Source organism: Nocardia sp. CA-119907 (assembly GCF_050955995.1).
In the GTDB taxonomy this organism is placed as follows: domain Bacteria; phylum Actinomycetota; class Actinomycetes; order Mycobacteriales; family Mycobacteriaceae; genus Nocardia.
The window spans coordinates 826,292-849,636 of record NZ_CP192091.1; the positions used below are offsets into that span (position 1 = coordinate 826,292).

Annotated in this window: 22 protein-coding genes; 15 read left to right on the forward strand and 7 right to left on the reverse strand. The window is 66.1% G+C overall.

The features are described 5' to 3' along the window. Window positions 1-83 precede the first annotated feature (83 nt). The 4 genes from ACQP2D_RS03920 (at window position 84) to ACQP2D_RS03935 (ending at window position 3,999) form a co-directional block, all read left to right on the forward strand. Complete coding sequence (locus ACQP2D_RS03920; protein WP_433682360.1) at window positions 84-1,334, forward strand: extracellular solute-binding protein; 1,251 nt, start codon at window positions 84-86, stop codon at window positions 1,332-1,334. 60 nt (window positions 1,335-1,394) lie between these two features. Beyond that, window positions 1,395-2,279, forward strand: coding sequence for a carbohydrate ABC transporter permease (locus ACQP2D_RS03925; protein WP_433682361.1), 885 nt, complete (start codon window positions 1,395-1,397; stop codon window positions 2,277-2,279). A gap of 37 nt (window positions 2,280-2,316) precedes the next feature. After that, window positions 2,317-3,222: a carbohydrate ABC transporter permease gene (locus ACQP2D_RS03930; RefSeq protein ID WP_433682362.1), complete on the forward strand. Its 906-nt coding sequence runs from the start codon at window positions 2,317-2,319 to the stop codon at window positions 3,220-3,222. Between the two features lie 123 nt (window positions 3,223-3,345). Continuing rightward, entirely contained in the window at window positions 3,346-3,999 is a 654-nt protein-coding gene (locus ACQP2D_RS03935) for a TetR/AcrR family transcriptional regulator (protein WP_433682363.1), read from the forward strand. Window positions 4,000-4,194: 195 nt separating this feature from the next. On the opposite strand, the gene ACQP2D_RS03940 is transcribed toward ACQP2D_RS03935, so the two are convergent. Next, window positions 4,195-5,343, reverse strand: a complete 1,149-nt coding sequence (locus ACQP2D_RS03940) for an FAD-dependent monooxygenase (protein WP_433682364.1) — start codon at window positions 5,341-5,343, stop codon at window positions 4,195-4,197. A gap of 90 nt (window positions 5,344-5,433) precedes the next feature. On the opposite strand from ACQP2D_RS03940, the gene ACQP2D_RS03945 reads away from it, so the two are divergent. Together ACQP2D_RS03945 and ACQP2D_RS03950 are read left to right on the forward strand one after the other, a co-directional pair. Further along, window positions 5,434-6,006 carry a TetR/AcrR family transcriptional regulator gene (locus ACQP2D_RS03945; RefSeq protein WP_433682365.1) on the forward strand — a complete coding sequence of 191 codons (573 nt, stop codon included), beginning with the start codon at window positions 5,434-5,436 and terminating at the stop codon, window positions 6,004-6,006. Between the two features lie 120 nt (window positions 6,007-6,126). Further along, entirely contained in the window at window positions 6,127-6,918 is a 792-nt protein-coding gene (locus ACQP2D_RS03950) for a DeoR/GlpR family DNA-binding transcription regulator (protein ID WP_433682366.1), read from the forward strand. A 248-nt stretch (window positions 6,919-7,166) separates the two neighbouring features. Here the strand turns inward: ACQP2D_RS03950 and ACQP2D_RS03955 are convergent, their stop codons facing one another. The 3 genes from ACQP2D_RS03955 to pnuC all read right to left on the reverse strand — a co-directional run bounded on the left by ACQP2D_RS03955 (window position 7,167) and on the right by pnuC (window position 10,357). Next, complete coding sequence (locus tag ACQP2D_RS03955) at window positions 7,167-8,177, reverse strand: sigma-70 family RNA polymerase sigma factor (protein ID WP_433682367.1); 1,011 nt, start codon at window positions 8,175-8,177, stop codon at window positions 7,167-7,169. Next, window positions 8,174-9,592, reverse strand: coding sequence for an MFS transporter (locus ACQP2D_RS03960; RefSeq protein ID WP_433682368.1), 1,419 nt, complete (start codon window positions 9,590-9,592; stop codon window positions 8,174-8,176). The genes ACQP2D_RS03955 and ACQP2D_RS03960 overlap by 4 nt, the downstream gene beginning before the upstream one ends. 75 nt (window positions 9,593-9,667) lie before the next feature. Beyond that, the gene (pnuC, locus tag ACQP2D_RS03965; RefSeq protein WP_433682369.1) at window positions 9,668-10,357 is read right to left on the reverse strand and encodes a nicotinamide riboside transporter PnuC; all 690 of its coding nucleotides are present in this window, start codon (window positions 10,355-10,357) and stop codon (window positions 9,668-9,670) included. A gap of 496 nt (window positions 10,358-10,853) precedes the next feature. Between pnuC and ACQP2D_RS03970 the strand changes: the two genes are divergently transcribed. The 4 genes from ACQP2D_RS03970 (at window position 10,854) to ACQP2D_RS03985 (ending at window position 14,790) form a co-directional block, all read left to right on the forward strand. Continuing rightward, entirely contained in the window at window positions 10,854-11,666 is an 813-nt protein-coding gene (locus tag ACQP2D_RS03970; RefSeq protein WP_433682370.1) for an ABC transporter ATP-binding protein, read from the forward strand. 182 nt (window positions 11,667-11,848) lie between these two features. Next, complete coding sequence (locus tag ACQP2D_RS03975) at window positions 11,849-12,595, forward strand: ABC transporter permease (protein ID WP_433682371.1); 747 nt, start codon at window positions 11,849-11,851, stop codon at window positions 12,593-12,595. Between the two features lie 288 nt (window positions 12,596-12,883). After that, a complete protein-coding gene (locus ACQP2D_RS03980) occupies window positions 12,884-13,621 on the forward strand; it encodes an ABC transporter permease (protein WP_433685518.1) in 738 nt (245 codons plus the stop codon). A 77-nt stretch (window positions 13,622-13,698) separates the two neighbouring features. Continuing rightward, window positions 13,699-14,790, forward strand: coding sequence for an ABC transporter substrate-binding protein (locus tag ACQP2D_RS03985; RefSeq protein WP_433682372.1), 1,092 nt, complete (start codon window positions 13,699-13,701; stop codon window positions 14,788-14,790). Between the two features lie 10 nt (window positions 14,791-14,800). On the opposite strand, the gene ACQP2D_RS03990 is transcribed toward ACQP2D_RS03985, so the two are convergent. Continuing rightward, on the reverse strand, window positions 14,801-15,859 hold the full coding sequence (locus tag ACQP2D_RS03990) for an XdhC family protein (RefSeq protein WP_433682373.1): 1,059 nt from the start codon (window positions 15,857-15,859) through the stop codon (window positions 14,801-14,803). Beyond that, entirely contained in the window at window positions 15,856-16,455 is a 600-nt protein-coding gene (locus ACQP2D_RS03995; protein WP_433682374.1) for a nucleotidyltransferase family protein, read from the reverse strand. The genes ACQP2D_RS03990 and ACQP2D_RS03995 overlap by 4 nt, the downstream gene beginning before the upstream one ends. A 141-nt stretch (window positions 16,456-16,596) precedes the next feature. Here ACQP2D_RS03995 and uraD point away from each other — a divergent pair, with 141 nt between their 5' ends. The 4 genes from uraD (at window position 16,597) to ACQP2D_RS04015 (ending at window position 19,757) form a co-directional block, all read left to right on the forward strand. Next, window positions 16,597-17,100, forward strand: a complete 504-nt coding sequence (gene uraD, locus ACQP2D_RS04000; protein ID WP_433682375.1) for a 2-oxo-4-hydroxy-4-carboxy-5-ureidoimidazoline decarboxylase — start codon at window positions 16,597-16,599, stop codon at window positions 17,098-17,100. A gap of 64 nt (window positions 17,101-17,164) precedes the next feature. After that, a complete protein-coding gene (gene uraH / locus ACQP2D_RS04005; RefSeq protein WP_433682376.1) occupies window positions 17,165-17,482 on the forward strand; it encodes a hydroxyisourate hydrolase in 318 nt (105 codons plus the stop codon). A 3-nt stretch (window positions 17,483-17,485) separates the two neighbouring features. Next, window positions 17,486-18,391, forward strand: a complete 906-nt coding sequence (pucL, locus tag ACQP2D_RS04010; protein WP_433682377.1) for a factor-independent urate hydroxylase — start codon at window positions 17,486-17,488, stop codon at window positions 18,389-18,391. A gap of 4 nt (window positions 18,392-18,395) precedes the next feature. Next, window positions 18,396-19,757 carry an 8-oxoguanine deaminase gene (locus ACQP2D_RS04015; protein WP_433682378.1) on the forward strand — a complete coding sequence of 454 codons (1,362 nt, stop codon included), beginning with the start codon at window positions 18,396-18,398 and terminating at the stop codon, window positions 19,755-19,757. A gap of 97 nt (window positions 19,758-19,854) precedes the next feature. Here the strand turns inward: ACQP2D_RS04015 and ACQP2D_RS04020 are convergent, their stop codons facing one another. Then, window positions 19,855-20,214, reverse strand: a complete 360-nt coding sequence (locus ACQP2D_RS04020; RefSeq protein WP_433682379.1) for a hypothetical protein — start codon at window positions 20,212-20,214, stop codon at window positions 19,855-19,857. 239 nt (window positions 20,215-20,453) lie between these two features. On the opposite strand from ACQP2D_RS04020, the gene ACQP2D_RS04025 reads away from it, so the two are divergent. Continuing rightward, a complete protein-coding gene (locus tag ACQP2D_RS04025; protein ID WP_433682380.1) occupies window positions 20,454-23,342 on the forward strand; it encodes a tetratricopeptide repeat protein in 2,889 nt (962 codons plus the stop codon). The last annotated feature ends 3 nt before the right edge of the window (window positions 23,343-23,345 follow it).

Below are 23,345 nucleotides of genomic sequence, written 5' to 3' on the forward strand. Positions count from 1 at the left end.
CTACATTGTTGGACAGTCGATTCGTTCGCTCCATCATCGGCGGTCCAGTGACGCCCGGAGTGAAAATTTGAAAGGTTCTGCTCGTGAAAAGACCCCTCCACGGCGTACTCGCGGGGATCGCGATGGTGACCGGCCTCGCGCTCGCCGTCTCCTCCTGCGGCTTCGGCTCCAAGGACTCGGCCGACTCGGAAAAGACGATCAACTTCCTCGCCCCCAGTTACAGCGACGGCGCCAACGGTACGAAGGCGCTGTGGGACCGCATCATCGATGACTTCCAGAAGCAGAACCCGGACTACAAGGTGAAGCTGCAACTGGAGTCGTGGGATTCGATCAACGATGTGGTGAAGACCAAGCTGCAGTCCACCTCCACCACCCCGGACCTGCTGAATATCGACGCATATGCCAGCTTCGCCGGTGATGGCATGCTCTACCCCGCCTCCGAGGTGGTCTCGCCGAACGTGCTCTCGGACGTGCAGCCCGGCTTCGCCAAGAACGCCTCGTTGAACGGCACGCAGTACGCCATGCCGCTGTTCGCCTCGACCCGCACCCTGTTCTACAACACCGACCTCTTCGCCAAGGCCGGGGTGACCACGCCGCCCAAGACCTGGGCCGAACTGACCGATGCCGCCAAGAAGATCCAGGCGCTCGGCGGCGGCGTCTCCGGCTACGGCCTGCCGCTGGGCAGTGAGGAATCGCAGGCCGAGACCTCGCTGTGGACCTTCGGGGCGGGCGGTAACTGGTCCGAGGGCGACAAGATCACCGTGGACACCCCGCAGAATCTGGAGGGGGTCAAGGCCATGCGCGAGATCATCGACGCCGGGGTCACCCAGCCGAATCCGGGTGCGACCAACCGCAAGGACGTCATCAATTCCTTCATCCAGGGCAAGATCGGCATGATCGAGGGTCTGCCGCCGACCATCGCCCAGATCGCCGATAAGAATCCGGGACTGAAATACGCCACCGCGCCTTCGCCGACCAAGGACGGCGCACCCGTCACCCTCGGTGTGGCCGATCACCTGATGGCCTTCAAGAAGGACGGTAAGAAGGCCGAGACGATCAAGAAGTTCCTCGACTTCTTCTACTCGGCGAATGTGTACTCGAACTTCGTCAAGAACGAGCACTTCATTCCGATTACCACCAGTGCCACCACGGTGCTCGCCGACGACCCGGTGACCAAGGCCTTCGCGGCGACTCTGCCGGTGGCCAAGTTCTATCCGAGCAACAATCCGAAGTGGGCCGCGGCGCAGGGTGCCATGCATCAGCAGATGGGCACCATCGCCCAGGGTGCGGACCCGAGCCAGGTGTTGCAGCGTATTCAGGAAGCAACGAAGTAGCGTGGGGCGCTTGACCACGCAAGGCCCCGGGCGGGCCGGGAATCGGGCGGAGCGGTTCGGGTGCGGATAGCGAAGAATTCGACGCTGCGGGCGGCCCCGTGGATCGGGCCCGCCCTGGTGCTGATCGCGGCCATTGTCGCGTTCCCGGTCGGCTATATGGTCTGGACCAGCACCCGGGACCTGAGCGCCTACGGTCAGGACCGCGGTCCGGCCGGGCTGGCCAATTACCGGAACCTCTTCGATATCAGCGAATTGGGATCGGTATTGGCGCACACCGTGGTCTGGGTGGTCAGCGTCGTGCTGATCACCCTGGTGCTCTCGGCGGGCCTGGCGCAGTTTCTGAACAAGGATTTCCCGGGACGCACCGCGGTGCGCATGGCGATCCTGGTGCCGTGGGCGGCCTCGGTGGTCATGACGACGACCATCTTCTATTACATGCTCGATCCGGATGTCGGCATCGCCAACCGGTTTCTGGTCGATATCGGGCTGCTGGATCGCGGCTACGGCTTCACCAAACAGCCGACGCCCGCATTCCTGGTGGCGATCGGCGTCGCGTGCTTCGTCTCGATTCCGTTCACCACCTACACGATTCTGGCCGGGCTGCAATCGATTCCGGCCGAGATCGAGGAGGCGGGCCGGGTCGACGGCGCCAGCGCCTGGCAGCGCTACCGGTATCTCACCCTGCCGCAGCTGCGTCCGGCGATCGCGGTGGCGACGATTATCAACATCATCAATGTGTTCAACTCGCTGCCCATTCTGCAGGTGATCACCGGCGGCATCGCGGGCTTCGGCGCGGATACGACAACGACGTTGACCTTCAAGCTGATTCGGCAGAATCAACAGCTCGATACCGCCGCCGCCATGAGCGTGCTCAACTTCGTGCTGATCGTGGTCATCATCGCGATCTACGTGAAGATCATCAAACCGACGCAGCAGGTGGATTGATGAGCACCATGTGCACCTACCGAGGCGAGGTGAGCCGATGACCACGCAGGCGGATATACACATCGACGGTGTGGAAATCCCGCCGGACACCACGGTTGTCGAGGTGCCGAGCGGGCGGGCGCGGCGGCGGCGCTGGGAACTCACCGCGGTCGGGGTGGTGCTGGCGGTCATCTTCCTGACGCCGTTCGTGGTGATGGTGCTCGGCTCGCTGAAGAGTCGCGCCGAAATCCTGCGCATCCCACCGACCTATCTGCCCGAGACCTGGCATCCGGACAACTACGCCACCATGTGGGACACCCCGGAGACGCCGCTGCCGTTCAATCTGGTGAGCACGATCATCATCTCGGTATGTGCCACCGTGCTGGTGCTGGCCGTCGCGATTCCGGCCGCGTATTACACCGCGCGGCACAAGTTTCCGGGCCGGGCGATATTCCTCGCGCTGGTGCTGGTCACCCAGATGCTGCAGCCGACCGTACTGGTGACCGGCCTGATCCGAGAGTTCTTCACCCTCGGCATCAATGACACCTGGCTGGCGATGATCCTGGTGAACGCGGCCTTCAACCTCTCGTTCGCGGTGTGGATCCTGCACAGCTTCTTCGCCGCCGTTCCGGTGGAGATCGAGGAGGCCGCGAAGCTCGACGGTCTGAGTCGGTGGCAGATCCTGGTCCGGGTGAGTCTGCCGCTGGTGTGGCCGGGCATCGTCACCGCGACGATCTTCGTGGTGGTGGCCTGCTGGAACGAGTTCGCGGCGAGCCTGGTGGTGCTGACCACCCCGGAGAATCAGCCGTTGTCGGTGGCGCTGACCAAATTCATCGGACAGTACGACACGGCCTGGCAGTACGTCTTCTCGATCTCGACCGTGGGCATCGTTCCGGTGGTCATCCTGTTCGCATTCATCGAGAAGCGCCTGGTCGCGGGGCTGACCGCGGGCAGCGTCAAGTAATCGCCCGGGATCGGCGGGTGGCCATGTGCCACCCGCCTTTTCGTGTCGCGAGCTCGCGGAGGTAGCGGTCATCCGAATGTCGGCGGACCGGGGCGGGCACTTCCACCCGGTAGCATCGAATCCGTGGCACGGCAGGATGACGAACCCAGGGAGGGCCGCAGCTACGGCGGGCTGTCCAAGGAGCAGCGGGTGGCCCAGCGGCAGGCACGACTCATCGATGCCGCGCTCGAATTATTCGGCACTCAGGGCTATTCGGCCACCTCGATCGAGCGGCTGTGTACCGTCGCGAATGTCTCCACGCGCAGTTTCTATGAAGATATGGGCAGCCGCGAGGCATTATTGATCGCACTGGTCAATCGCATTACCGCGCATGCGGTCGAACGGGCGTTGGACAGCATGGCAAAGACGGCGGGGCAACCGCTTTCCAGCCGGGTTATCGACGGTTTCCGTGCTTATCTCGAGGTGACGTGTGCGGATCGGCGGTCGGCGCGAGTGTGCTATGTCGAGGTGGTCGGTGTCAGTTCGGCAGTGGAGGAGTGGCGCGGGCAGCAGCGCCGCCTGCTGTCATCGCTGCTGATCAACGAGGCCGAACGCGCTGTCGAGCGTGGCGAGACCATGCCGCGGCGCTTCGATCTGTTCGCACTGGCGGTGATCGGGGCGGTGAATTCGCTGGCCCAGGAGTTGGTGCGGACCACCCACCCCGATGCCGAGGTATCGCTGGATGAAATATGCGAGGAGATCGCCTATTTCGTGAATTCCGGTCTCGCGCTGACCTGATTCGGCGGACGGCCGCTCTGTCGCGATTCCATTGCTCGTCGTTTCGGCGGCAGCTCCGCGATTCATCGGAAAAGAGAGCGCAACCTATCCGGTCTGCGAGGTACCCGCTCGGAATATGTATCTCGGTGCGGGCGGGCGGCTTTCGGCCGACTGTGGTATTCACCCGGCGCGTTTATCAGCGCCGGGTGGATCCCTTCATACGGCGGTCCGCATCCTGTTGCGGATCGCCGTGACAGCCGGGATGACACGAGTCGCAGTATTGCGCAGTGCGATACCGGCTTTCGTCGCCGGAATGAGCATCGATGCCGCAGTGGCGACACCGTTGAGTTTGGGATCGACCAGCACTCGATGCCGGGTCTCATAGCGCCGGAATGCGGCCTCGTGATCCCCGGGTGTGGCCGCCAGTTCCTCGGCCAAGGTGTACGCACCGGCGATCGCGAGGGTGGAACCGTCGCCGAACAGGGATACGCAGGACGCGGCGTCCCCGAGCAGTGCGATGCGTCCATCCGACCACCGCGCCAACTCGCCCTTGCTGACGGAGTCGAAGAAGAGGTCGTCGGTATCGCGCACCCGATCCAGCAGTTCGGGGACGCGCCAGCCCTGATCGGTGAATGCCTCGATAACGAGCCGCCTGTGCAACTCGCTATCGCGGTGGTCGAATCCCGGTACGCCCCTGTGTCGGAACATGAATGCAGCCAGTGCCTGCCCGTTCGTCGGATGTACGGACAGCGCCCGCCCCGGTGTGTTGTAGATGAGCACCTCCTGGTCGCTGCCGAACGGCTCATCGATCCGCACCGTCGCGATGTAAATGCCCATATGCCGGACGAATTCGGACTCGTCGCCGAAGGTCAGGCGCCGCACCGTGGAATGCAGACCGTCCGCGCCGATGACGAAGTCGAAGCGGCGGGGTTGGGCGTGTTCGAAGGTGACATCAACGCCGTCGGCGTGCTGGCTCAGTCCGGTGATCGTGTCACCCCACAGGAATTCGGCATTGTCGCGGCTGGCGTCGAGCAGGATCGCGGCGAGATCGGCTCGGGGGACCTCGACTTCGCGGTCGCCCGCCGATCCCTGGAATGCCTTCAGATCGACTCGGGCGACCCGACGGCCGCTGGCATTGACGAAATTCATCTGGGACACAGCCGAACTCGCGGCCCGCAGGCGCGGCATGATGCCCATCCGCTCGACCACATCGATGGCGGGCCCCTTCACGTCGACCGGATTTCCGCTCGAGCGCTGGCCCGTGGCCCGCTCGACCACGGTCACGCGGAAGCCGCGCTCGGCCAGCCAATACGCCAGCGTCGATCCACCGATACCCGCGCCGGAGATCAGCACCGTCTTGTTCATGACATCACCTTTCGGTTAAGTGGACGAATTTCGTCCGGTTAGTAGGGAGCGTACAGTAAGCGGAAGGATTTCGTCCACTTAGTCTGGGAGGTGAGGGCCACGGCCGCGCTGAAGAGGGCCGATGCCAGGAACAATCGGGACCAGATCATCGCCGCGACGCTGGTGACGTTCCGAGAGCAGGGCGTTGATGTGCCCATGAAGGAGATCGCCGACCGGGCCGGTGTCGGTGTCGGCACGCTGTACCGGCACTTTCCCGATCGGGATGCGCTGATCGCCGAGACCGCCCAGTCCTACCTGGCGGAGCTGGCGCAGTTGGCGGCCACGGCCTTGGCCGAGGAGGGTGCGGCGTGGCCCGCGCTATCGCGGTTTCTGCACGACTGTGCGCAGCGGCGGGTCGGGGGGCTGGCCGCGGCGATCGAACCCAATTTGCATGCCGAGATTCAGGCGGATCCGCGATTGCACGAGGTGCGGGGGCGGATTGTCGAGCTGATTGCGCGGATGACCGGACAGGCGCAGCAGGACGGTGACATGCGTTCCGATATCGAGCCGGGAGAGGTCGCGGCGCTGATGACCCTGCAGATCTATACCCGCGCGGGGGAATCGTATGCGGCTGCCGTGCATCGGGTCGTCGAGATCGTGCTCGACGGATTGCGGGCACGGTGATGTGGGTGTCCGGCTTGGCAATACGGCGACCGAATCTCTACGGTCGGCGCGTGCCTGTGGTCAGATTATTTGCGTGCATGGAAAAACAGCAGGTCACCCGCGTGGCCGGGAGGGCGTGAGATGACCGGACCGACGGATCGGCCGCAGCGGTGGAACCGACTGCTGGAACTGCTCGCCGACTCCGGGCGGCTCTCGGTCGAGGAGGCCGCCGAACGCCTCGGGGTATCACCGGCGACGGTACGCCGCGATTTCACCGCACTCGCCGAACAGCAGTTGGCGACCCGAACCCACGGCGGCGTGGTCGCGACGTCGATCGCCTACGACCTGCCCGCCCGCTACCGGCAGGGCGGCGGTGCGGCCAAGCAGCGGATCGCCGAACACGCTGCGGGACTTATCGAACCGAGTGCGGTGGTCGGGATGAACGGTGGCACCACGACGACCGCGGTGGCGCGCGCGCTGGCCGGACGGACCGACCTGGCCAATGCCAGCGGAGATCAGCTGACCATCGTCACCAACGCACTCAATATCGCCGGGGAAATGGTCCTGCGACCGCATATGCGCACCATTGTGCTCGGCGGTGTCGCCCGGCGCGAATCCTATGAGCTGCACGGCCCGCTGGCCGAACGGGCATTGGCCGAATTGCGTTTGGACGCACTGATTCTCGGGGTGAACGCGATATCCGCCGAGGGCGGTGCGCAGTGTCGCCATATCGACGAAGCCGGCGTGACGACCGAGATGGTGCGGCGCTCGGGCCAGGTAATGGTCGTCGCGACCGCCGACAAGCTCGAACGTTCGGCACTGGCCCGCATCTGCGGCATCGAGCAGGTCGACGTGCTGGTCACCGATGCGGACGCGAATCCGGATGCGGTGGCGACGATTCGGGCGGCGGGGGTTCGGGTCGACATCGTGTGAATCGGGGGCAAGGTCGAGCGGTGTGGCACCGCCGGGCATTGACGCGCCAGCGGAAGCCGAGCAACCCGATCGGGACACCTGGCCGCCCTGCTCGCGTCCTCGACCTGGTGTCTCTTCGCCGGGCACACGACCGAACTCGGCTATCGGTTCGACCGAACCGCCAATGCGGCGGGCGGCTGTTCGCCGTTGCTGCGGGGACACCGAAGCCCTGAAGCACCGATGCGTGCGGATCCCGATCGGGTGCGTATTCAGAGGATCGCGGGTAGGCCGAAGCTCGGGAAGAGGGTGGCGTCGACGAAGACGGTGATCCGGTCGATGGCCGCCTCGCGCAGGGTGAGCAGGTGGATGGAGTGTGCCCGGTAGATGTCATCGTCGTCGCGCAGGTAGTAGGCCACGGCGGGCTGGGTATTGGCCGAGGTCGGTATGCCGCGCCAGCGGTCCGGTGCCGAACCGCATTTATCGGCGAAGAATGCGACCACATCCGCACGTCCGGCGAACCAGAGCAGGGCGGGCGGCATTTCGAGCACCACGTCATCGCGCAGAAGCTCGGCGAATTCGGCCATTTCGGCATTGCCGAAGGTGGACATGTACCGATCGATCATGGCGCGCTCGTCCGGGCTCAGGGATTCCGACATCAGGTCGATCATCGGGGCGTCCTTCTCCAATTGGGCGCGGGCGCGCTGCAATGCGCTGTTGACGGCGGCGGGGGAGGTTTCGAGCAGGTCGGCGACCTCGGCCGCGGACCAGGCGAGCACGTCACGCAGGATCAGCACCGCGCGCTGGCGGGCGGGCAGATATTGCAGCGCCGCGATGAACGCCAGCCGGATGCCGCTGCGGGCGGCGACCACGGTCGCCGGATCGTCGGCCGAAGTACCCAGTAGGGCGTCGGGAATCGGTTCCACCCAGGGGATTTCGGGATGCTTGCGCGGACGCATGACGAGGGTGTCGCTCGGACCGGCCAGCCCGGTGGGCAGTGCCCGCCTGCCGCGCTGTTCGAGCGCGGTCAGGCAGGCATTGGTGGCGATCCGGTACAGCCAGGTGCGCAGCGAGGCCCGCTCTTCGTCGAAGCGATCGGCCGAGCGCCAGGCCCGCAGCATCGTCTCCTGCACCAGATCCTCGGCATCATGGATCGAGCCGAGCATCCGATAGCAGTGCGCCAGCAGCTCGGGCCGCAATGACGCTGTGCGCGCGGCGAAATCCGCACCGGCCGTCATGGGGGCATAACCTACCGCGGATGTGTGGTGATCGGTGCTGGTCATGAGGCTGCTCCGAGTCGATCGGCGGTGTCAGCGGGGATGTCCTGCGGGGTCGGCGTACCGCCGGGAATCAGTAGGCCGATCGCGGCCCCGGCCAGGGCGAGTGCGGCGGCGGTGCCGATCGCGCCGACGAAACCGTCGCTGAACGCCTGCACCGAATCGAGCCCGCCGATCGTCGCGAAAACCGCTGCGGGCACGGCGATGCCGAAGGCGCCGCCGAGTTGGCGCAGGGTGTTGAAGGTGCCGGAGGCAGCACCGATGGCGGGCAGCGGGACGGCGCGGAGCACGGCACTCTGGGCCGCCGGTATCGCCATCGATACGCCGATACCGGAGATCACGAAGGGCGGAATCAGTGCGGGGTAGGGCAGTTCGGGGGATGCGGTGAGGGCGATCCAGCCGTAGCCGATGGCCTGCATGAGCAATCCGGTGACAATGAGCGGTCGCTCGCCGAATCGGTTGACCTGCTTACCCGCGATCGGTGCGACCAGGAACAGCGTCACGGTCCACGGCGCCAACCGCAGACCCGCACCGAGTGGCCCATTGTGCTGCACCAACTGCAGGAACTGGGCGAAGAAGAACGCGCCACTGAAGATCGAGGCGAACAGCAGCAATCCCACCGCATTGCCCGCGGAGAACGCTCGGGATCCGAAGAAGCGCATCGGAATCAGCGGCGTGGGAGTACGCAGCTCCCATCGCACGAACCCGGCCAGCGCCACCGCTGCCACCGCGAACGCGCCGACGATTTCGTCACTGGCCCAACCGGATTCATTGCCGCGGACCAGACCCCAGACCAGTCCGAATGCCGCGAGGCTCACCAGCGCGATACCGCGATAGTCCACTGCGCGTGCCGTGCCGAAACTTTCGCTCAGCCGGGTCGCGATCAGCGGCACCAGCACCGCACCGATCGGAACGTTCAGCCAGAAGATCCACTGCCAGGCCAGCCCCTGCACCACCGCGCCGCCGACGAGTGGTCCGCCGAGGGTGGCCAAACCGTTTACGGCCGCGAACAATCCGAGCGCCCGCGTCCGCTGTTCGGGCCCGAATGCCGCCGAGAGCAGTGACATCGCCACCGGCATCACCGCGGCCGCGCCGGTGCCCTGCGCGGCACGCGCCGCGATCAACCAGCCCAGGCTCGGCGCCAGCGCACACCCGACGGATGCCGCGCCGAACAGCACCAGCCCGACCATCAGCACGCGTCGGCGGCCGTACCGGTCACCGAGCGCGGCGCCCGCCATCAGCAATACCGCGAAACTCAGGGCATAGGCATTGATGGTCCATTCCAACTGCGCGATCGATGCCCGCAGATCGCGCTGTATCGCGGGCAATGCGGTGGTGACGACCAACGCGTCGAGCGTGATCATCAGCGCCGCCAATGATGTCAGCGCCAGTACCCAGCGCTGCCCAACAGTCATTTTCATCGTGAATGCACTCCTCCGATGGGTTGTGCGGGTACATACCGGCGCCGCGGCGCCGATTCATCGGAGGTTGCGAAACTAATTTCGGGCGGGGGCGAGTTCGGTGGGCACGGGTGCCGCCGTGGTGCGCATGGTCCGCACCCAGACCGCGAAGCCCCAAACGACGAAGCCCGCGTAGATCAGATAGAGGGTCGCGGACGGGTAGTAGCCCGCCTTCAGCAGCAGTGGCACGCCGACGAGATCGACAGCGATCCAGATGAGCCAGAATTCGGCGAGTCCGCGTGCCATGCCGTAGGTCGCCAGGACCGATCCGGTGAAGATCCAGGCCTCCGCCCACGGCCCATAGGAACCGATCAGGGCGAACAGCTGGGCGAACGCGGCCGTGCCGAGCAGCATCGCGGCCACCAGCAGCAGCCGTTCGCGCCCGCTGGCCCAGCGCGGCACGACACCACGGTGTTCGAGCCCGGTTTCGGCGCGCGCGTGCCGATACCAACTCCACCAGCCGTACACGCTGACCGCGATGAACATCAGCTGGCGACCCGCCTGTCCGGCCAAATTCAGCTGCTGCGGGGTGTGGAAAACCCCGCCGACGAAAACGGTGAACAGCAGCGCATTGCCCGCGACCCCGATCGGCCACGCCCACACCCGCCGCCGCATACCGCCGACCGCGGCGGCCAGCCCGAAACCGTTGCCGATGATCTCGCGCCACAGGATCTCCGAACCCGCGATGTGCAGCTTGGCGTCGAGCAGCGCGACGAAAGGATTCACCTCCGCTGTAACCCGAGCCGTTCGACTTCTCATCCCAACCCGCCAATTCGCCGCACCCGGATCCAAACACCCCACCACCACCCGCCCCCTGCACTAACCCCCCCCACACCCAGCCAAATCCAGCCCCGCTGGTTTTCACGCATACTTTCGTGTTCTGGCGACGGCGTTTCGTGCGGCGAGTCGATGTGCGAGGTATGAGAAAGGTTTGCGAGGACATATATTCGCCGTGCAGTCGAGGCGTCGGTCAACGCATCATCGGGGCTCACGATCCTGGGTCGTCGTACTCTCTGGGCCAGCTGTCTGCGCCCACCTCGCACAGTGAGCCGTCCGCGCGCTCGCACAGTGTGCTGCTATCCGGTGGTGCCAGTTCGAGTTCGAAGCGCCACACGAGTGGGGCGTTCCTGGCTGCGGCGGCCCCGGTCAACGTAACGATTGCGCAATTTGGGGTGGCGATTCGCAATATCCGTGCAACGACCTGCTCCTAGTGTTTGGAGTCATGAGCACGGCGAGCGGTACCGCGGAGCCCACCGGGGGGACGGGCATCCACATCAGCGGGTTGACGAAGACGTTCCGGGTCGGTCGGAAGACGGTGCAGGCGCTGGACGCGGTGGATCTGCATACCGAGCAGGGGGCGTTCCTGTCCCTGCTCGGCCCGTCGGGCTGCGGTAAATCGACGGTGCTGCGCATCCTGGCCGGACTGGAGACCCCGACCGCGGGCAAGGCGCTCATCGACGGTGAGACCCCCGCCCAGCTGCGCAGCCGCCATGAACTCGGCATCGCCTTCCAGGATTCGGCGCTGCTGCCGTGGCGGTCGGTCGAATCCAATATCAAGCTGCCATTGCAGGTCGCGGGCATCTCCCCGGATCCGGGGCTGATCGCGGATCTGGTCGAGCTGGTCGGGCTCGAGGGTTTCGAGAAGGCCAAACCGGCGCAGCTGTCCGGCGGTATGCGCCAACGTGTTTCGATCGCGCGCGCCCTGGTCGTGAAGCCGACGGTGCTGTTGCTCGACGAGCCCTTCGGTGCACTCGACGATATGACCAGGCAGCGGCTGAATCTGGAACTGCTGCGGATCTGGACCGAGAAGCCCGCGACCACACTGATGGTCACGCACGGCATCGCGGAGGCGGTATTCCTCTCCGATGTCGTCGCGGTGATGAGTCCGCGGCCGGGCCGGGTGCTGGAGTTGGTGAAGATCGATCTGCCGCGCCCGCGCACGCCCGAGATGATGCGCACCCCGGAATTCCACCAGCTGCACGACTACCTATCGGAGTTGCTGTTCGGAAAGTCCGGCAAGGGTGGTGTCGCATGAGCGAATCGCATCGCGCCCGCCTGCAACGGTTCGTGAGGTGTGGGCATGAGTGACAACCGTGAACCGCGATGGCATGACCTGACCAGATGCCTGGCCCACGCACGCCCAGGGTGGCAGCGGGTTGCTCGACATCGGCCGCCGCGCGCGGTGGTGGTGTGCCGCCGCCGACAAGGGGGCGCGTCATGAAAAGGATCGGTGGACTGATCGGTGTCCTCGGCTTGGTCGCGGTGTGGTGGCTGCTGGCCGCGATGGAGGTCGCCGGCGGCACGATCCCCAGTCCGTGGACCGTCCTGCACACCATGTACACCGACGGCTGGGATCTGTACGGCCCCAACTTCCGGATCACCGCGCTGGGCGCGTTCAAGGGATTCGTGTGGGGCAATGCGCTGGCCATCGGGCTCGCGTTCCTCATCGTGTTGATCCCATGGATCGAACCGCTGGCTACCCAGTTGGCCATCCTCAGTTACTGCATCCCGTTGCTCGCGCTCGGTCCGATCATCCTGGTGGTCTTCGGCGGGCGCACTCCGACGGTCTTCCTCGCGGCGATGTACTGCTTCTTCACCACCATGGTCGGCACCGTCACCGGACTGCGCTCGGCCGACGTCGCCAGCCTCGATCTGGTGCGGGCTTACGGCGGCGGTCGCTGGCAACAGCTCTACCGGGTGCAGGCGATCGCGGCGCTGCCGAACATGTTCGCGGCGTTGAAGATTGCCGCGCCCTCGGCCGTGCTGGGCGCGATCATCGGTGAGTACCTCGGCGGCGTGGACAGCGGCATCGGCGTCGCACTGACCGCCGCGCAAACCGCATATAACGTGCCGCGCACCTGGGGGATGGCACTGGCCGCCGCCGCACTCGCGGGGCTCGGCTACGCGATCGTCGCGGCGGTCGCCCGATTGGTCACCCCGTGGACCGCGCAGGAGGCGAGATGAGCTGGGCACAATTGGCGCCCCGCGGGTGCAGTCGCCCGATGAATTCGGGCGGTGAACCGGCGCGCGTCGGGCCAGGGGGTGCGCGGCGGGCAGAACAGTGCGAGACCACGCTCCGCTGCGGGGCCCGTTCGGAGGAGTGCCATGGCTGACGAACGTGCGCCGATGGACAAAGTGATTACGGCCGTTGTGGAGAGCCCGCGGCCCCAACGCAGTGCCGCCGCCGGGACGTTCGACGTGCTGAGTCGTATCGGGCGCTTCCTGTTTCCCCTGATCACCGCGTTACTGCTGATGCTGGTGATCTGGTACGTCTTCCTGAAGGCATTCCCGCAGGTCGGGCCACGGGTCGGCAAGACGCCGACCGATGTCTGGAAGTACCTGTTCAACTCCTCGGGCGCACATGCCGCCCGACAGGCGATCTTCGACGATCTGCAGATCACCCTGCGCGATGCGGCCATCGGATTCGGCGTCGGCATGCTGGCAGCGCTCGTGGTCGCCGCGCTGTTCGTCTCGTTCTCGGTGGTCGAGCAGACGTTCATGCCGGTCGCCATGCTGCTGCGGTCGGTGCCCCTGGTGGCGCTGACGCCGATCATCGTGCTGGTATTCGGGCGCGGACTGGCCGGTGTGACGGTGCTCGCGGCGATCGTAGTGTTCTTCCCGGCGCTGGTGATGATCATGGCCGGACTGCGCAACGCACCGCGTCAGGCCATGGATCTGGTGGCCGCGTACGGCGGGTCCCGCTGGACCGGACTGCGCATGGTCGCCGTCCCCGCCGCATTGCCTTCGGTCTTCGCGGCCGCGCGGATCTCGGTACCGGGCGCACTGATCGGCGCGCTGCTCGGGGAGTGGCTCGGCAGCGGAACCGGGTTGGGGGCCAGCCTGATTCGCGCCATCCCGACATTCCAATACAACAAACTGTGGGCCTCGATCGTGATCGTGACCATCGTCTCGGTGCTGTTGTACGCGATCGTCGGCGTCATCGAAAATCTGGTCCTGGCCCGGTTCGGCCCCGAGGCGGGCCGCCGCTGACCGGTTAGTTTTTCGCAAATCAGCGCTCGGAACGTCAAAGTAAAGAAATTGAAACGGAATCCCCCTAGATTCGGCCCATGACACCCGTGCAACGCTCTTCGTTCGGGCCGAACCTGAACCGGCGATCCCTGTTTCGTTACTCCGCGCTGGCTGGCGCCGCATTGGGCGGTGCGAGCCTATTGGCCGCATGTGGCGATGATTCGAAAGACTCGTCCGGCGGGTCGGTGGCGGACGGATCCAAGTACGGTTCCGTCGCGATCCAGCTGTCCTGGCTGAAGAACATCGAATTCGCGGGCGAGTACTTCGCCGATTCCAAGGGCTACTACAAGGAGGCCGGATTCGGCTCGGTGAATCTGATCGCCGGTGGCGCCGCGAGCACCTCGGTCGAGGCGGGCCTGGACACCGGCAAGGTCTGGCTCGGCACCTCGGCGCCGCAGACCACCGCACCCGCCATCCTGGAGGGCCTGCCCGCCAAGATCGTCGCGACCACGTATCAGAAGAACCCCTTCTGCATCGTCAGCTCCGCCGCCAAGCCGATCAAGACCCCGCAGGATATGAAGGGCCGCAAGATCGGTGTGCAGGACACCAACCAGCTGATCTTCAATGCCCTGCTGACCGCCAACGGTATGAAGCCCGGCGATGTCACCATCGTGCCCGCGCAATACGATCCGACACCGCTGGCCAACGGCGAGGTCGACGGCTGGGTCAGCTACGTGACCAATGAGCCGATCACCTTGACCGCCAAGGGATTCGAGAATACGAACTTCCTCTTCGCCGACTACAACCTGCCGCTGGTCGCCGAGACCCTGACGGTCAAGCAGTCCACCATCGATAAGGAGCGCGACAAGCTGAAGGCCTTCCTGATCGCCGAGATCAAGGGCTGGAAGGACGCGGTCGCGAATCCGGCCGAATCCGCCCGGCTCGCGGTCGAGGTCTACGGCAAGGATCAGAAGCTCGATCTATCCGAGCAGACCAAGGAGGCGACCGCGCAGAACGGCCTGGTGGTATCGGCGGATTCGACCGCCAACGGTCTGCTGACCATGACCGATCAGCTGATCGAGCAGAATATCGCCGCGTTGCGCACTGCCAAGATCGATATCAAGGCCGACCAGCTGTTCGACCTGTCGGTGTTGCGTGAGGTGTACGCGGAGAATCCCGGTCTGAAGTAGTGCTCCGCGGCTAGAGCGCTATCGAGGCATTGGCCGAATATGCGCCGAATTCCGGTATGGCATCGGCATTTTCGGTGGCCTGCTGCCCGGTCTCATAAGACCGGGCGGCAAGCAGTTCGGCGGTGATGGACACCGCGACCTCGGCGGCGGTGCGTGCCCCGATATCGAGACCGGCGGGGGAGTGCAGGCGGGCGAGTGTCGCGTCGTCGAAGCCGCCTGCCTTGAGGTCTTCGATGCGCCGGGTGTGTGCCGACCACGATCCGTTCGCGGCCAGATAACCCAGCTCGGGTAGTCGCAGCGCCACGGTGAGCAGTGGGATCTCGAATTTCGGATCGTGTCCGAGTACGACGATCGCGGTGCTGTTATCGATCTCGCCGGCCGCCGCGAGGGTATTCAGATACCGGTGCGGCCAGTCGACGACCACCTCGGCGCCGGGAAAGGCATCGAGGGTTGCGAAGGTGTCGCGGGAGTCGCAAATGGTGACGCGGTAGCCGAGCAATTTGGCCTGCACGCTGAGTGCCGCGGCGAAGGCATTGGCACCGAAGATGATCATTCGCGGCGGCGGCGGGAACGAGGCGACGAATACATCGGATTCCGGCAGTGCGACGAGTTCGGTCGCATGCCGTTTCGGGGTGACCAGATGCTGTCCGATCAGATCCGGGTCCGGATTCCACACCACGGTGAATACCGTGACCCGGCGGTGCGCGGCGATTTCCGCGGCGACGGTGGGGAATTCCGGAAAGTCGCGGCGGGAGAACGGCTCCACGAAAACATCGACCATGCCGCCGGAGTCCAGCCCCGGCTCGCCCGGCGGCACCCCGAAGCGCTGCAATCCGCGTCTACCGGTGCGCGCGGCCTCGGTGGCCGCACTGATCACGGTCGCCTCGACGGTGCCGCCGAGAACCGAGCCATAGACCGCGCCATTGGCATCCACCAGGATCGATGTGCCCACCGGCAACGGTCCGGAACCCACAGTGCGCACGATGGTGGCCAGTCCGCCGGTCCGGCCGGAATGCCATACCCGCAAAAGGTCGTCGACGATGTCGCGCATCTGTTCAGCTCCGCTCACGCGTGCGGCGTGGCCGGGAAGTCACGATCATCGCCTGTCGCCAAATCGTCGCACGTGACGCACACCATATCGTTATTACCGGCCAAATAGGTCCGGGCGCCGGAATCTCTTACGGCTGCTTGATAAACCGAGGTCCAATGCTTGTTGGATATAACAACGGGATGTCCGGGTGTGGTGTGGAACACAGCGCGAGCCAGGCCGGTCGGCGCGGCGAAGGCGGCGGCGGTGACCCGGGCGACGACATCCGCGCCGACATCTGGGGTATCCACCGGCATGATCGCGACGTAATCGGCGGGCGTGCCCGCGGCGGCCCGCAGGCCCGCGCGCAGCGAGGCGCCGAGCCCGGTCGCCCAGTCCGCGGCCCACACATAATCGGTGCCATCGGGTAGGTCGACGGCCGTCGGCGCCGGTCCGGTCGCGCCGAGTACCACGATCACCGGATCGCAGCCGCCATCACGCAGCGCCGCCACCGCCGACCGCAGCCACGCGCCGCCCTCGGCCAGTGCCTTGGGCATCCCGTACCGCGTACCGGCGCCCGCGGCCAGGACGATGCCCGCGCAGACCGGATCGGGAGCGGTGCCGTCGGATACCACCATGGTCGAGACGGTAGTCCGGTCGTGTAGCCGATGGGTTACGGAAAGATGGTGTGACATCGACGGTCGCGGGTAAACGACACGCCGGAGGTGATCTATCTCGTTCGACTGGCGACCGGGGTGGTCGTATTCGATGCTGGTCCGATGACAGACGACCGAGTCGGCCTCGCGAAGTTCAATGGGCTGCCGGAGTCGGCGGCCGTCGCGGCCGTGCTCGGGTGTTGCTCGTCGCCGGTCTGGGCGCGGTCGCTGGTCGCCGGGCGGCCGTATGCCGATATCGACGCGGTCTGCGACGCGGCCGATGCGGTGCTCGCGGAATTGTCCGAGGACGAGATCGATCGCGCCCTCGACGGACATCCGCGCATCGGCGCCAGGCCCGATACCGCGGCGTCGGCGCGCGAGCAGGCCGGAGTGGCCGGGGCCGAGGACGCGGTGCGGGCCGGGCTCGCCGAGGGCAATCTGGCCTATGAGGAGAAGTTCGGCCACATCTACCTGGTGTGCGCGACCGGCAAGTCCGGTGCGGAGCTGCTCGAATTGCTCACCGCCCGGCTCGGCAATGATCCGGAGACCGAAAGGCGGGTTATGCGAACGGAATTGGCGAAGATCAACCGGATCAGGCTCGGCCGACTGCTGGGGGAGTCGGCGTGAGCGAGCGCGGCGAGCGAACCATGGGCACGGTCGCGGCGGAACCGAGCGCTAGCGAGGTGGCGCCATGAGCACGCTGAGCACTCATGTGCTCGATGCCGTCGCGGGTGCGCCAGCGGCCGGTATCGCGGTGGTGCTCCATCGCGACGCCGAGGTGCTCGATTCGGGAACCACCGATGACGACGGCCGCATCGCCGCGCTCGGCGCGGAATTGTCGCCCGGCACCTATCGGCTGGTGTTCGACACCGGCTCCTACTTCGCGCAGCGCCGGATCGAATCGTTCTATCCGGAGGTCTGCGTCACCTTCGTTGTCATCGAGGAGCGGCACTACCACGTCCCGTTGTTGTTGTCGCCCTTCGCCTTTTCCACCTATCGAGGGAGCTGAGCCATGGAGCTGACCGGGCCGATCGTGCTGTCGGACAACCGATACGGCAAGGCGGAGAACCGCATCGTCCGGATCTACCGGGACGGCGCGCGCCACGAGATCCGCGATGTGAACGTATCCACCGTGCTGCGCGGCGATTTCGCCGACGCCTATGTCGCCGGTGACCAGTCGAAGGTGCTGCCGACCGATACTCAGAAGCAGACCGCGTACGCGTACGCGAAGAAGCCTGGGCTGCAACCGATCGAGGATTACGCACTGGCGCTGGCCGGGCATTTCGTCGATGCGATCGATCCGGTGCACAGTGCGCGCATCGAGGTCGACGAATACGCCTGGCAGCGGGTCACGGTCGATGGCGGCGAGCACGACCACACCTGGGTGCGGCAAGGCCCCGAGGTGCGGACCGCGGCGGTCACCGTGGCCGGCAAGGGCGACCAGCAGCAGGCCTGGGTCATCGGTGGGGTGCAGGATCTGGTGATCCTCAAGTCGACCGGTTCGGAGTTCGCCGACTTCCTCACCGACGAATTCACCGTGCTCGCGCCGACCCGCGACCGGATGCTCGCCACCTCCTTGGTCGCGCAGTGGCGCTTCGCCGGCACGACCGGGGTGGACTGGGATGCGGTGTACGCGGGAGTTCGGCAGCGGATGGTCGAGGTCTTCGCGACGCTGCATTCCAAGGCTCTGCAGCAGACGCTGTTCGAGATGGGCAAGGCCGCGCTGGCGGCGTATCCGGTACTGGCCGAGATCCGGCTGGCCGCGCCCAATAAGCATCACTTCGACTATGACCTGGGTCGATTCGGTATCGAGAACCACGGCGAGGTCTACCATGCCGACGATCGGCCCTACGGACTCATCCACGCCACCGTGCGACGTGAAGATGCCCCGGAAGCCGGACCGGCATGGATACCGTAGGCGCATGACGACAACGACGGTCATCGACGGGTGCGCCGTGGCAACTGTCGATCCGAACGGCACCGAATACCGTCGCGGCCACGTCACGGTGCTCGACAACCGGATCACCGCGGTAGGCGCGGGCGACGCGCCCGATCTCGGCGCGGATGTGCACCGGATCGATGGCCGTGGCTGCCTGCTCACGCCGGGCCTGGTCAATACCCACCACCATCTCTACCAATGGATCACCCGGGGTCTGGCGGCGGACAACACCCTGTTCGAATGGCTCACCACGCTCTACCCGATCTGGGCGGGCATCGATGAGGACGCGGTGCGCGTCGCCGCGACCGGCGCGCTCGCGACGCTGGCGCGCACCGGGTGCACCACGACGACCGACCACCACTACGTCTTCCCGCACGCGGGCGGCGACCTGCTGGGCGCGGAGATCGCCGCGGCCGCCGAGGTCGGATTGCGGTTCCAGCCGTGCCGCGGCTCGATGGATCTCGGGCAGAGCTCGGGTGGGCTGCCACCCGACCAGGTGGTGGAATCCCTCGACGCGATCCTCGCCGCGAGCGCGGATGCCGTTGCGCGCTGGCATGATCCGTCGTTCGACTCGATGCTGCGGATCGCGCTCGCACCCTGTTCGCCGTTCTCGGTGACGACCGAGTTACTGCGTGAATCCGCGTTGCTGGCACGCGATCTCGGGGTGCGCCTGCATACCCATCTGGCCGAGACGCTCGACGAGCAGGAGTTCTGCGCGGCGAAATTCGGCTGCACACCGGCGCAGTACATGGAGCGGCTGGGCTGGCTCGGTTCGGATGTCTGGTACGCGCACGGCATCCACCTCGATGACGAAGCCATCGGCACTATGGCGAAAACCGGTACCGGTGTGGCACATTGTCCCACTTCGAATGCCCGCATCGGTGCCGGCATCGCGCGCACGGCGGATCTGGTCGCGGCCGGAGTGCCGGTCGGACTCGGTGTGGACGGTTCGGCGAGCAATGAATCCAGTTCGATGATCGAGGAGCCGCGTAACGCGTTGTTGTACGCCCGCGCCACGGGCGGGCCGCGTGCGATCGGTACGCGAAAGGCGCTGGAACTGGCCACCATTGGCGGCGCTCGGCTGCTCGGGCGCGCTGCCGAGATCGGTTCGATCGAACCGGGTAAGCTCGCCGATCTCGCGCTGTGGCGGCTCGATACGCCCGCACACGCGGGCATCGACGACCCGGTGACCGCGTTGATCCTCGGCTCCGCGCCGCCGCTTGCCGCGTTGATCGTCAACGGGCGCACGGTTGTTCGCGACGGCGAGGTGCGCACCGTCGATGAGGACAAGGTCGGTGGCGAGGTCGCTCGGGCCCAAGCGGCGCTGGTCGCGAAGGCCGGATAGCTCTCGGGCGGCGGCCGCCGTCGTCCCCTCGAAGACGGCGGCCGCGGTTCCCTGCGGGTCGGCGCAGAACCCGCAGCGCCAGTTGGTCTTTGGTGGTCTAGGCCCGCGCGGCCGCGTGCGCGACGCGGTCCACCGGATCGCACCGCCCCGCATCCGCCGATCCGATTCTGGCTCGCAGTGCGAGCAGGCACATGACCTCGTACAGCGTCAGACCCAGTTCGGCGGCGTGCAGTTCGGCGATTTCCCGGTCGAACCGCCCGGTCGGATCCAATTGGTCCATCAGGATCATCTCCGCCACAACCATTCCCGCGAGTGCCTGCGCCCGTGTCACCCGACGATCGGTCGGCAGATAGGACAGCACCCATTTACCGCGGCCGACCTCGGGTAGATCGATTCGGAAGGCGGCCTCGTGTGCCACATCGCTGGAGATCAACCATTCCGTGGTCGTAATCGTCATCGCGCGAACCCCTTTCATCCGCTGCGACTTGTCACATTGTTCAGTTGATGCCCTCAACGGTGTCAGTTCGGCTCGGCGTGCCGCGATCCCAGCGGCAAAAGTGATTTCTTCACTCCGACAGACTCACTTGACCAGCGGAAATGCGGCTGATACCAAGGGATTAATCACAATCAGCGTTTCGATTCTCCGGCGCGCGCACCGCACCGACGCCGGGCAGTTCGCGCGCGGGAGGGTGGGCGATGGATCGAGCAGGCCGACCGGCCCGCCCACGTCCCGGAGGCAATGTCAGTGCTGAGGATCGACGACGTCTGCGTGATCGACTGGCCGATCTCGGATTGACCGATCAGCAACTGCTGGAGCCCTTCGCCGCGGAACTGCGTCAGCGCGGATACCGCCCGCGCGCCGCCTGGCGCTACGCCAACGAACTCACCCAGGGCATGGTCGCCGAGCGCTACAACGAGCTCACCGACAGTGCCAGGGCGACCATGAAGGCCAGCCGGATCTCCGAATACGAGGCGTGGCCGTTCACCCGCGACGGCGCAATCCTCGACGGCGAACCGCAACGCCCCTCCGGCGTCCGGCCGACGGTGCGTGTGCTCAAGAACCTCGCGACCATCTACGGCACCACCTGGGACCAACTCGTCGATGTCGCCGATCTGGCGCACATGCCCGAACACGAGCGGCTGGAGTACCACGAAGCCGTCGCGCGGCGGTCCATCGGCAGACTGCCGGTGCCCGCCGGTGGTGACCTACCCGCCGAGGTACCGCACTTCACCGGACGCGACGGCCCGAAGGCCCAATTGCGTGACCGGGTGACCGAACACCTGCGCACCGGTGCGGTCGCGGTGCACGTCATCGATGGTCTGACCGGTATCGGCAAAACCGCGCTGGCGCGCTACGCGGTCGCGGCCTTCGGACGGCACTATCCCGACGGCACCATCTGGGTGGACCTGCACGGCTACACCCTGGGCCGGGATCCGCGCGAACCCGTCGATGTCCTCGAACAGCTCCTGCTGCAGGTCGGGGTCGCGCGCGAGACCATCGATGTGGATCTGGCCGGGCGTGCGAACCGATGGCGCACGGCGATGAGCGCTCGCCGCATGCTGATCGTCTTCGACAACGTCCTCGACACCGCACAGGTGAAGGACCTGCTCCCGCAGGCCCCCGGCTGCTTCGTGCTGATCACCAGCCGCAGCAAACTCACCGGCCTGTCCGGCGCCGCTCCACTGCGCCTCGAGGTCATGGAGTGGGACGAGGCCGAGGAACTGCTCGTCAAACTCGGCAACCTCCGGGCGGGCTATGACAAACTGGCGGTCCGCCAGATCCTGGAGACCGCGGGCCGACTTCCCCTGGCCATCAGGCTGATCGGCGGTCAGATCGCCCACCACGGCGAGCAGATGCTGGCCGACAGCGCCGCCGATATCGCCGCACTGAGCGCGCGGATCAAGGCGGATTCGGTCTACCGCGATTCGGCCGATTCGGCCGCCGAACACCTCTTCGACCAGTTCGCCGCGGAGGACGAGTCACTGCGCGCGGCCTTCGAAATGTCCTATCAGCGTCTGCAGGATCCGAAACACCAACGGGCAGTGCGTCTGCTGGGCTGGTTTCCCGGCCAGGAGATCACCGCCGAGGCCATGGCGACCATGGCCTCGGTGCCACTCGGCGACGGCATGATGATGGTGCGCAGGCTTTTCGAGGCGGGCTTCCTCGACCCGTCCTCCGGAGGGCCAGGTGGTACGCGCTACCGCATGCACGATCTCACCCGATGGTGTGCCCGCATGCACGCCGAACGCGAGGATTCCCCCGCCGAATACGCCGCCGTCATCGATCGACTGGTCGGTGAGAGTCTCACCGTCGCCCGCCAAGCGAGCACCCACCAGATCTTCGACCCCGCCGGCAGCGAACACCTTTGGAATCCATCCGATGACGCGACCCAGGCCCGCGAATGGCTGACCCGCGAGCGTGACATGCTCCAGGGCTGTATCAAAGCCGCCGAACCGACAAAGGACGCGGCCGAATTGGCGCGCCGCCTGGCGTCGCATCTCTCCGGCACCGGCCACTGGTCCCTGGCCCACCGCCTGTTCGGACGCGCACTCGATATCGCCGGACAGGTCAACGACCGCCGCGCGGAATCCTGGGCTCTGGTGGGACGCGGGCGCGTCGACCGGCTCATGGGTCATCACGAGGCCGCGGCGACGGCCTTCGAACAGGCCGGGGCCGTCGCACGCGAGCTATCCGACCAGCACACCGAGGCGGCGATCCTGTGCGAGCTCGGCCAAACCGTCAGGAGCACAGGCGATCACGCAAAGGCGCGTGGCTACTTCGATCAGGCCCTCGCCCTGGCCGTGGCGATCGGCAATCGGCCCACCGAATGCGATGCGTTGCAGGGTTTGGCTCATGTGGCGCGGGCGGCTTCGGACTACCGGATCGGACGCCTCAATTCGGAGGAGGCCCTGGCCATCGCCCGCGATATCGGCGATCCGGTTCGGGTGGCCACGGCCCAGTGGGGCCTGGCCGAGGTCATCCGCCGACTCGGCGAACAAGCCGAGGCCAGAAGCCTCTACCAGGAGGCATTCCGCCTCGCACAGAACATGAATCACCGAAAGCTGCAGGGTGACGCACTGCGCGGGCTCGGCCACATCGAAAGACTGGTGGGCGAACAGGAAACGGCCCGCCGCTACTTCGACGACGCACTGACGATCGCCCGCCGCATCCACGACCGCTACGGCGAAGGCTGGACGCTCTGGGGCCTGGGCAACATCGCCCGCAAGGCCGGCGACTACGACGACGCCCGCAGCATGTTCCAACAGGCCTACGACATAGCCGTCGAGATCGACGACCCGTTCAGCCAGGTGGATACCCTGCGCGGGCTGGGGCATATCGAGCGGCATTTCGGTGAGTATCCGGCCGCGCAGCGGTATTACCAGGATTCCGAGCGGATCGCCAAGCGAATCGGTGATCCGCTCGGTCAGGCCGACGCATTGCGCGGCCGGGCCACGGTCGCGGTCAAGACCGGGCAGGCGCGGCTGGCCGAGGACCTATCGGCCCAGGCCCTCGCGCTCTATGAGAGCACCGGCGTGCGGCACGGCGGACAGGCCACATCCGAAATCCACATGCGCAGTGACTGATTC

Excerpts from the sequence above, each read along its gene's own strand:
- ACQP2D_RS03980 (WP_433685518.1), top strand. The coding sequence starts at position 12,884 with ATGCTGGTGATCTGGTACGTCTTCCTGAAGGCATTCCCGCAGGTCGGG.
- ACQP2D_RS03955 (WP_433682367.1), bottom strand. The coding sequence starts at position 8,177 with ATGACCAGCACCGATCACCACACATCCGCGGTAGGTTATGCCCCCATG.
- uraD (WP_433682375.1), top strand. The coding sequence starts at position 16,597 with ATGACAGACGACCGAGTCGGCCTCGCGAAGTTCAATGGGCTGCCGGAG.
- ACQP2D_RS03940 (WP_433682364.1), bottom strand. The coding sequence starts at position 5,343 with ATGAACAAGACGGTGCTGATCTCCGGCGCGGGTATCGGTGGATCGACG.
- ACQP2D_RS04025 (WP_433682380.1), top strand. The coding sequence starts at position 20,454 with ATGGATCGAGCAGGCCGACCGGCCCGCCCACGTCCCGGAGGCAATGTC.
- ACQP2D_RS03950 (WP_433682366.1), top strand. The coding sequence starts at position 6,127 with ATGACCGGACCGACGGATCGGCCGCAGCGGTGGAACCGACTGCTGGAA.
- ACQP2D_RS03930 (WP_433682362.1), top strand. The coding sequence starts at position 2,317 with ATGACCACGCAGGCGGATATACACATCGACGGTGTGGAAATCCCGCCG.
- ACQP2D_RS03975 (WP_433682371.1), top strand. The coding sequence starts at position 11,849 with ATGAAAAGGATCGGTGGACTGATCGGTGTCCTCGGCTTGGTCGCGGTG.
- ACQP2D_RS04015 (WP_433682378.1), top strand. The coding sequence starts at position 18,396 with ATGACGACAACGACGGTCATCGACGGGTGCGCCGTGGCAACTGTCGAT.
- ACQP2D_RS04020 (WP_433682379.1), bottom strand. The coding sequence starts at position 20,214 with ATGACGATTACGACCACGGAATGGTTGATCTCCAGCGATGTGGCACAC.
- ACQP2D_RS03985 (WP_433682372.1), top strand. The coding sequence starts at position 13,699 with ATGACACCCGTGCAACGCTCTTCGTTCGGGCCGAACCTGAACCGGCGA.
- pucL (WP_433682377.1), top strand. The coding sequence starts at position 17,486 with ATGGAGCTGACCGGGCCGATCGTGCTGTCGGACAACCGATACGGCAAG.
- ACQP2D_RS03960 (WP_433682368.1), bottom strand. The coding sequence starts at position 9,592 with ATGAAAATGACTGTTGGGCAGCGCTGGGTACTGGCGCTGACATCATTG.
- ACQP2D_RS03970 (WP_433682370.1), top strand. The coding sequence starts at position 10,854 with ATGAGCACGGCGAGCGGTACCGCGGAGCCCACCGGGGGGACGGGCATC.
- uraH (WP_433682376.1), top strand. The coding sequence starts at position 17,165 with ATGAGCACGCTGAGCACTCATGTGCTCGATGCCGTCGCGGGTGCGCCA.
- ACQP2D_RS03995 (WP_433682374.1), bottom strand. The coding sequence starts at position 16,455 with ATGGTGGTATCCGACGGCACCGCTCCCGATCCGGTCTGCGCGGGCATC.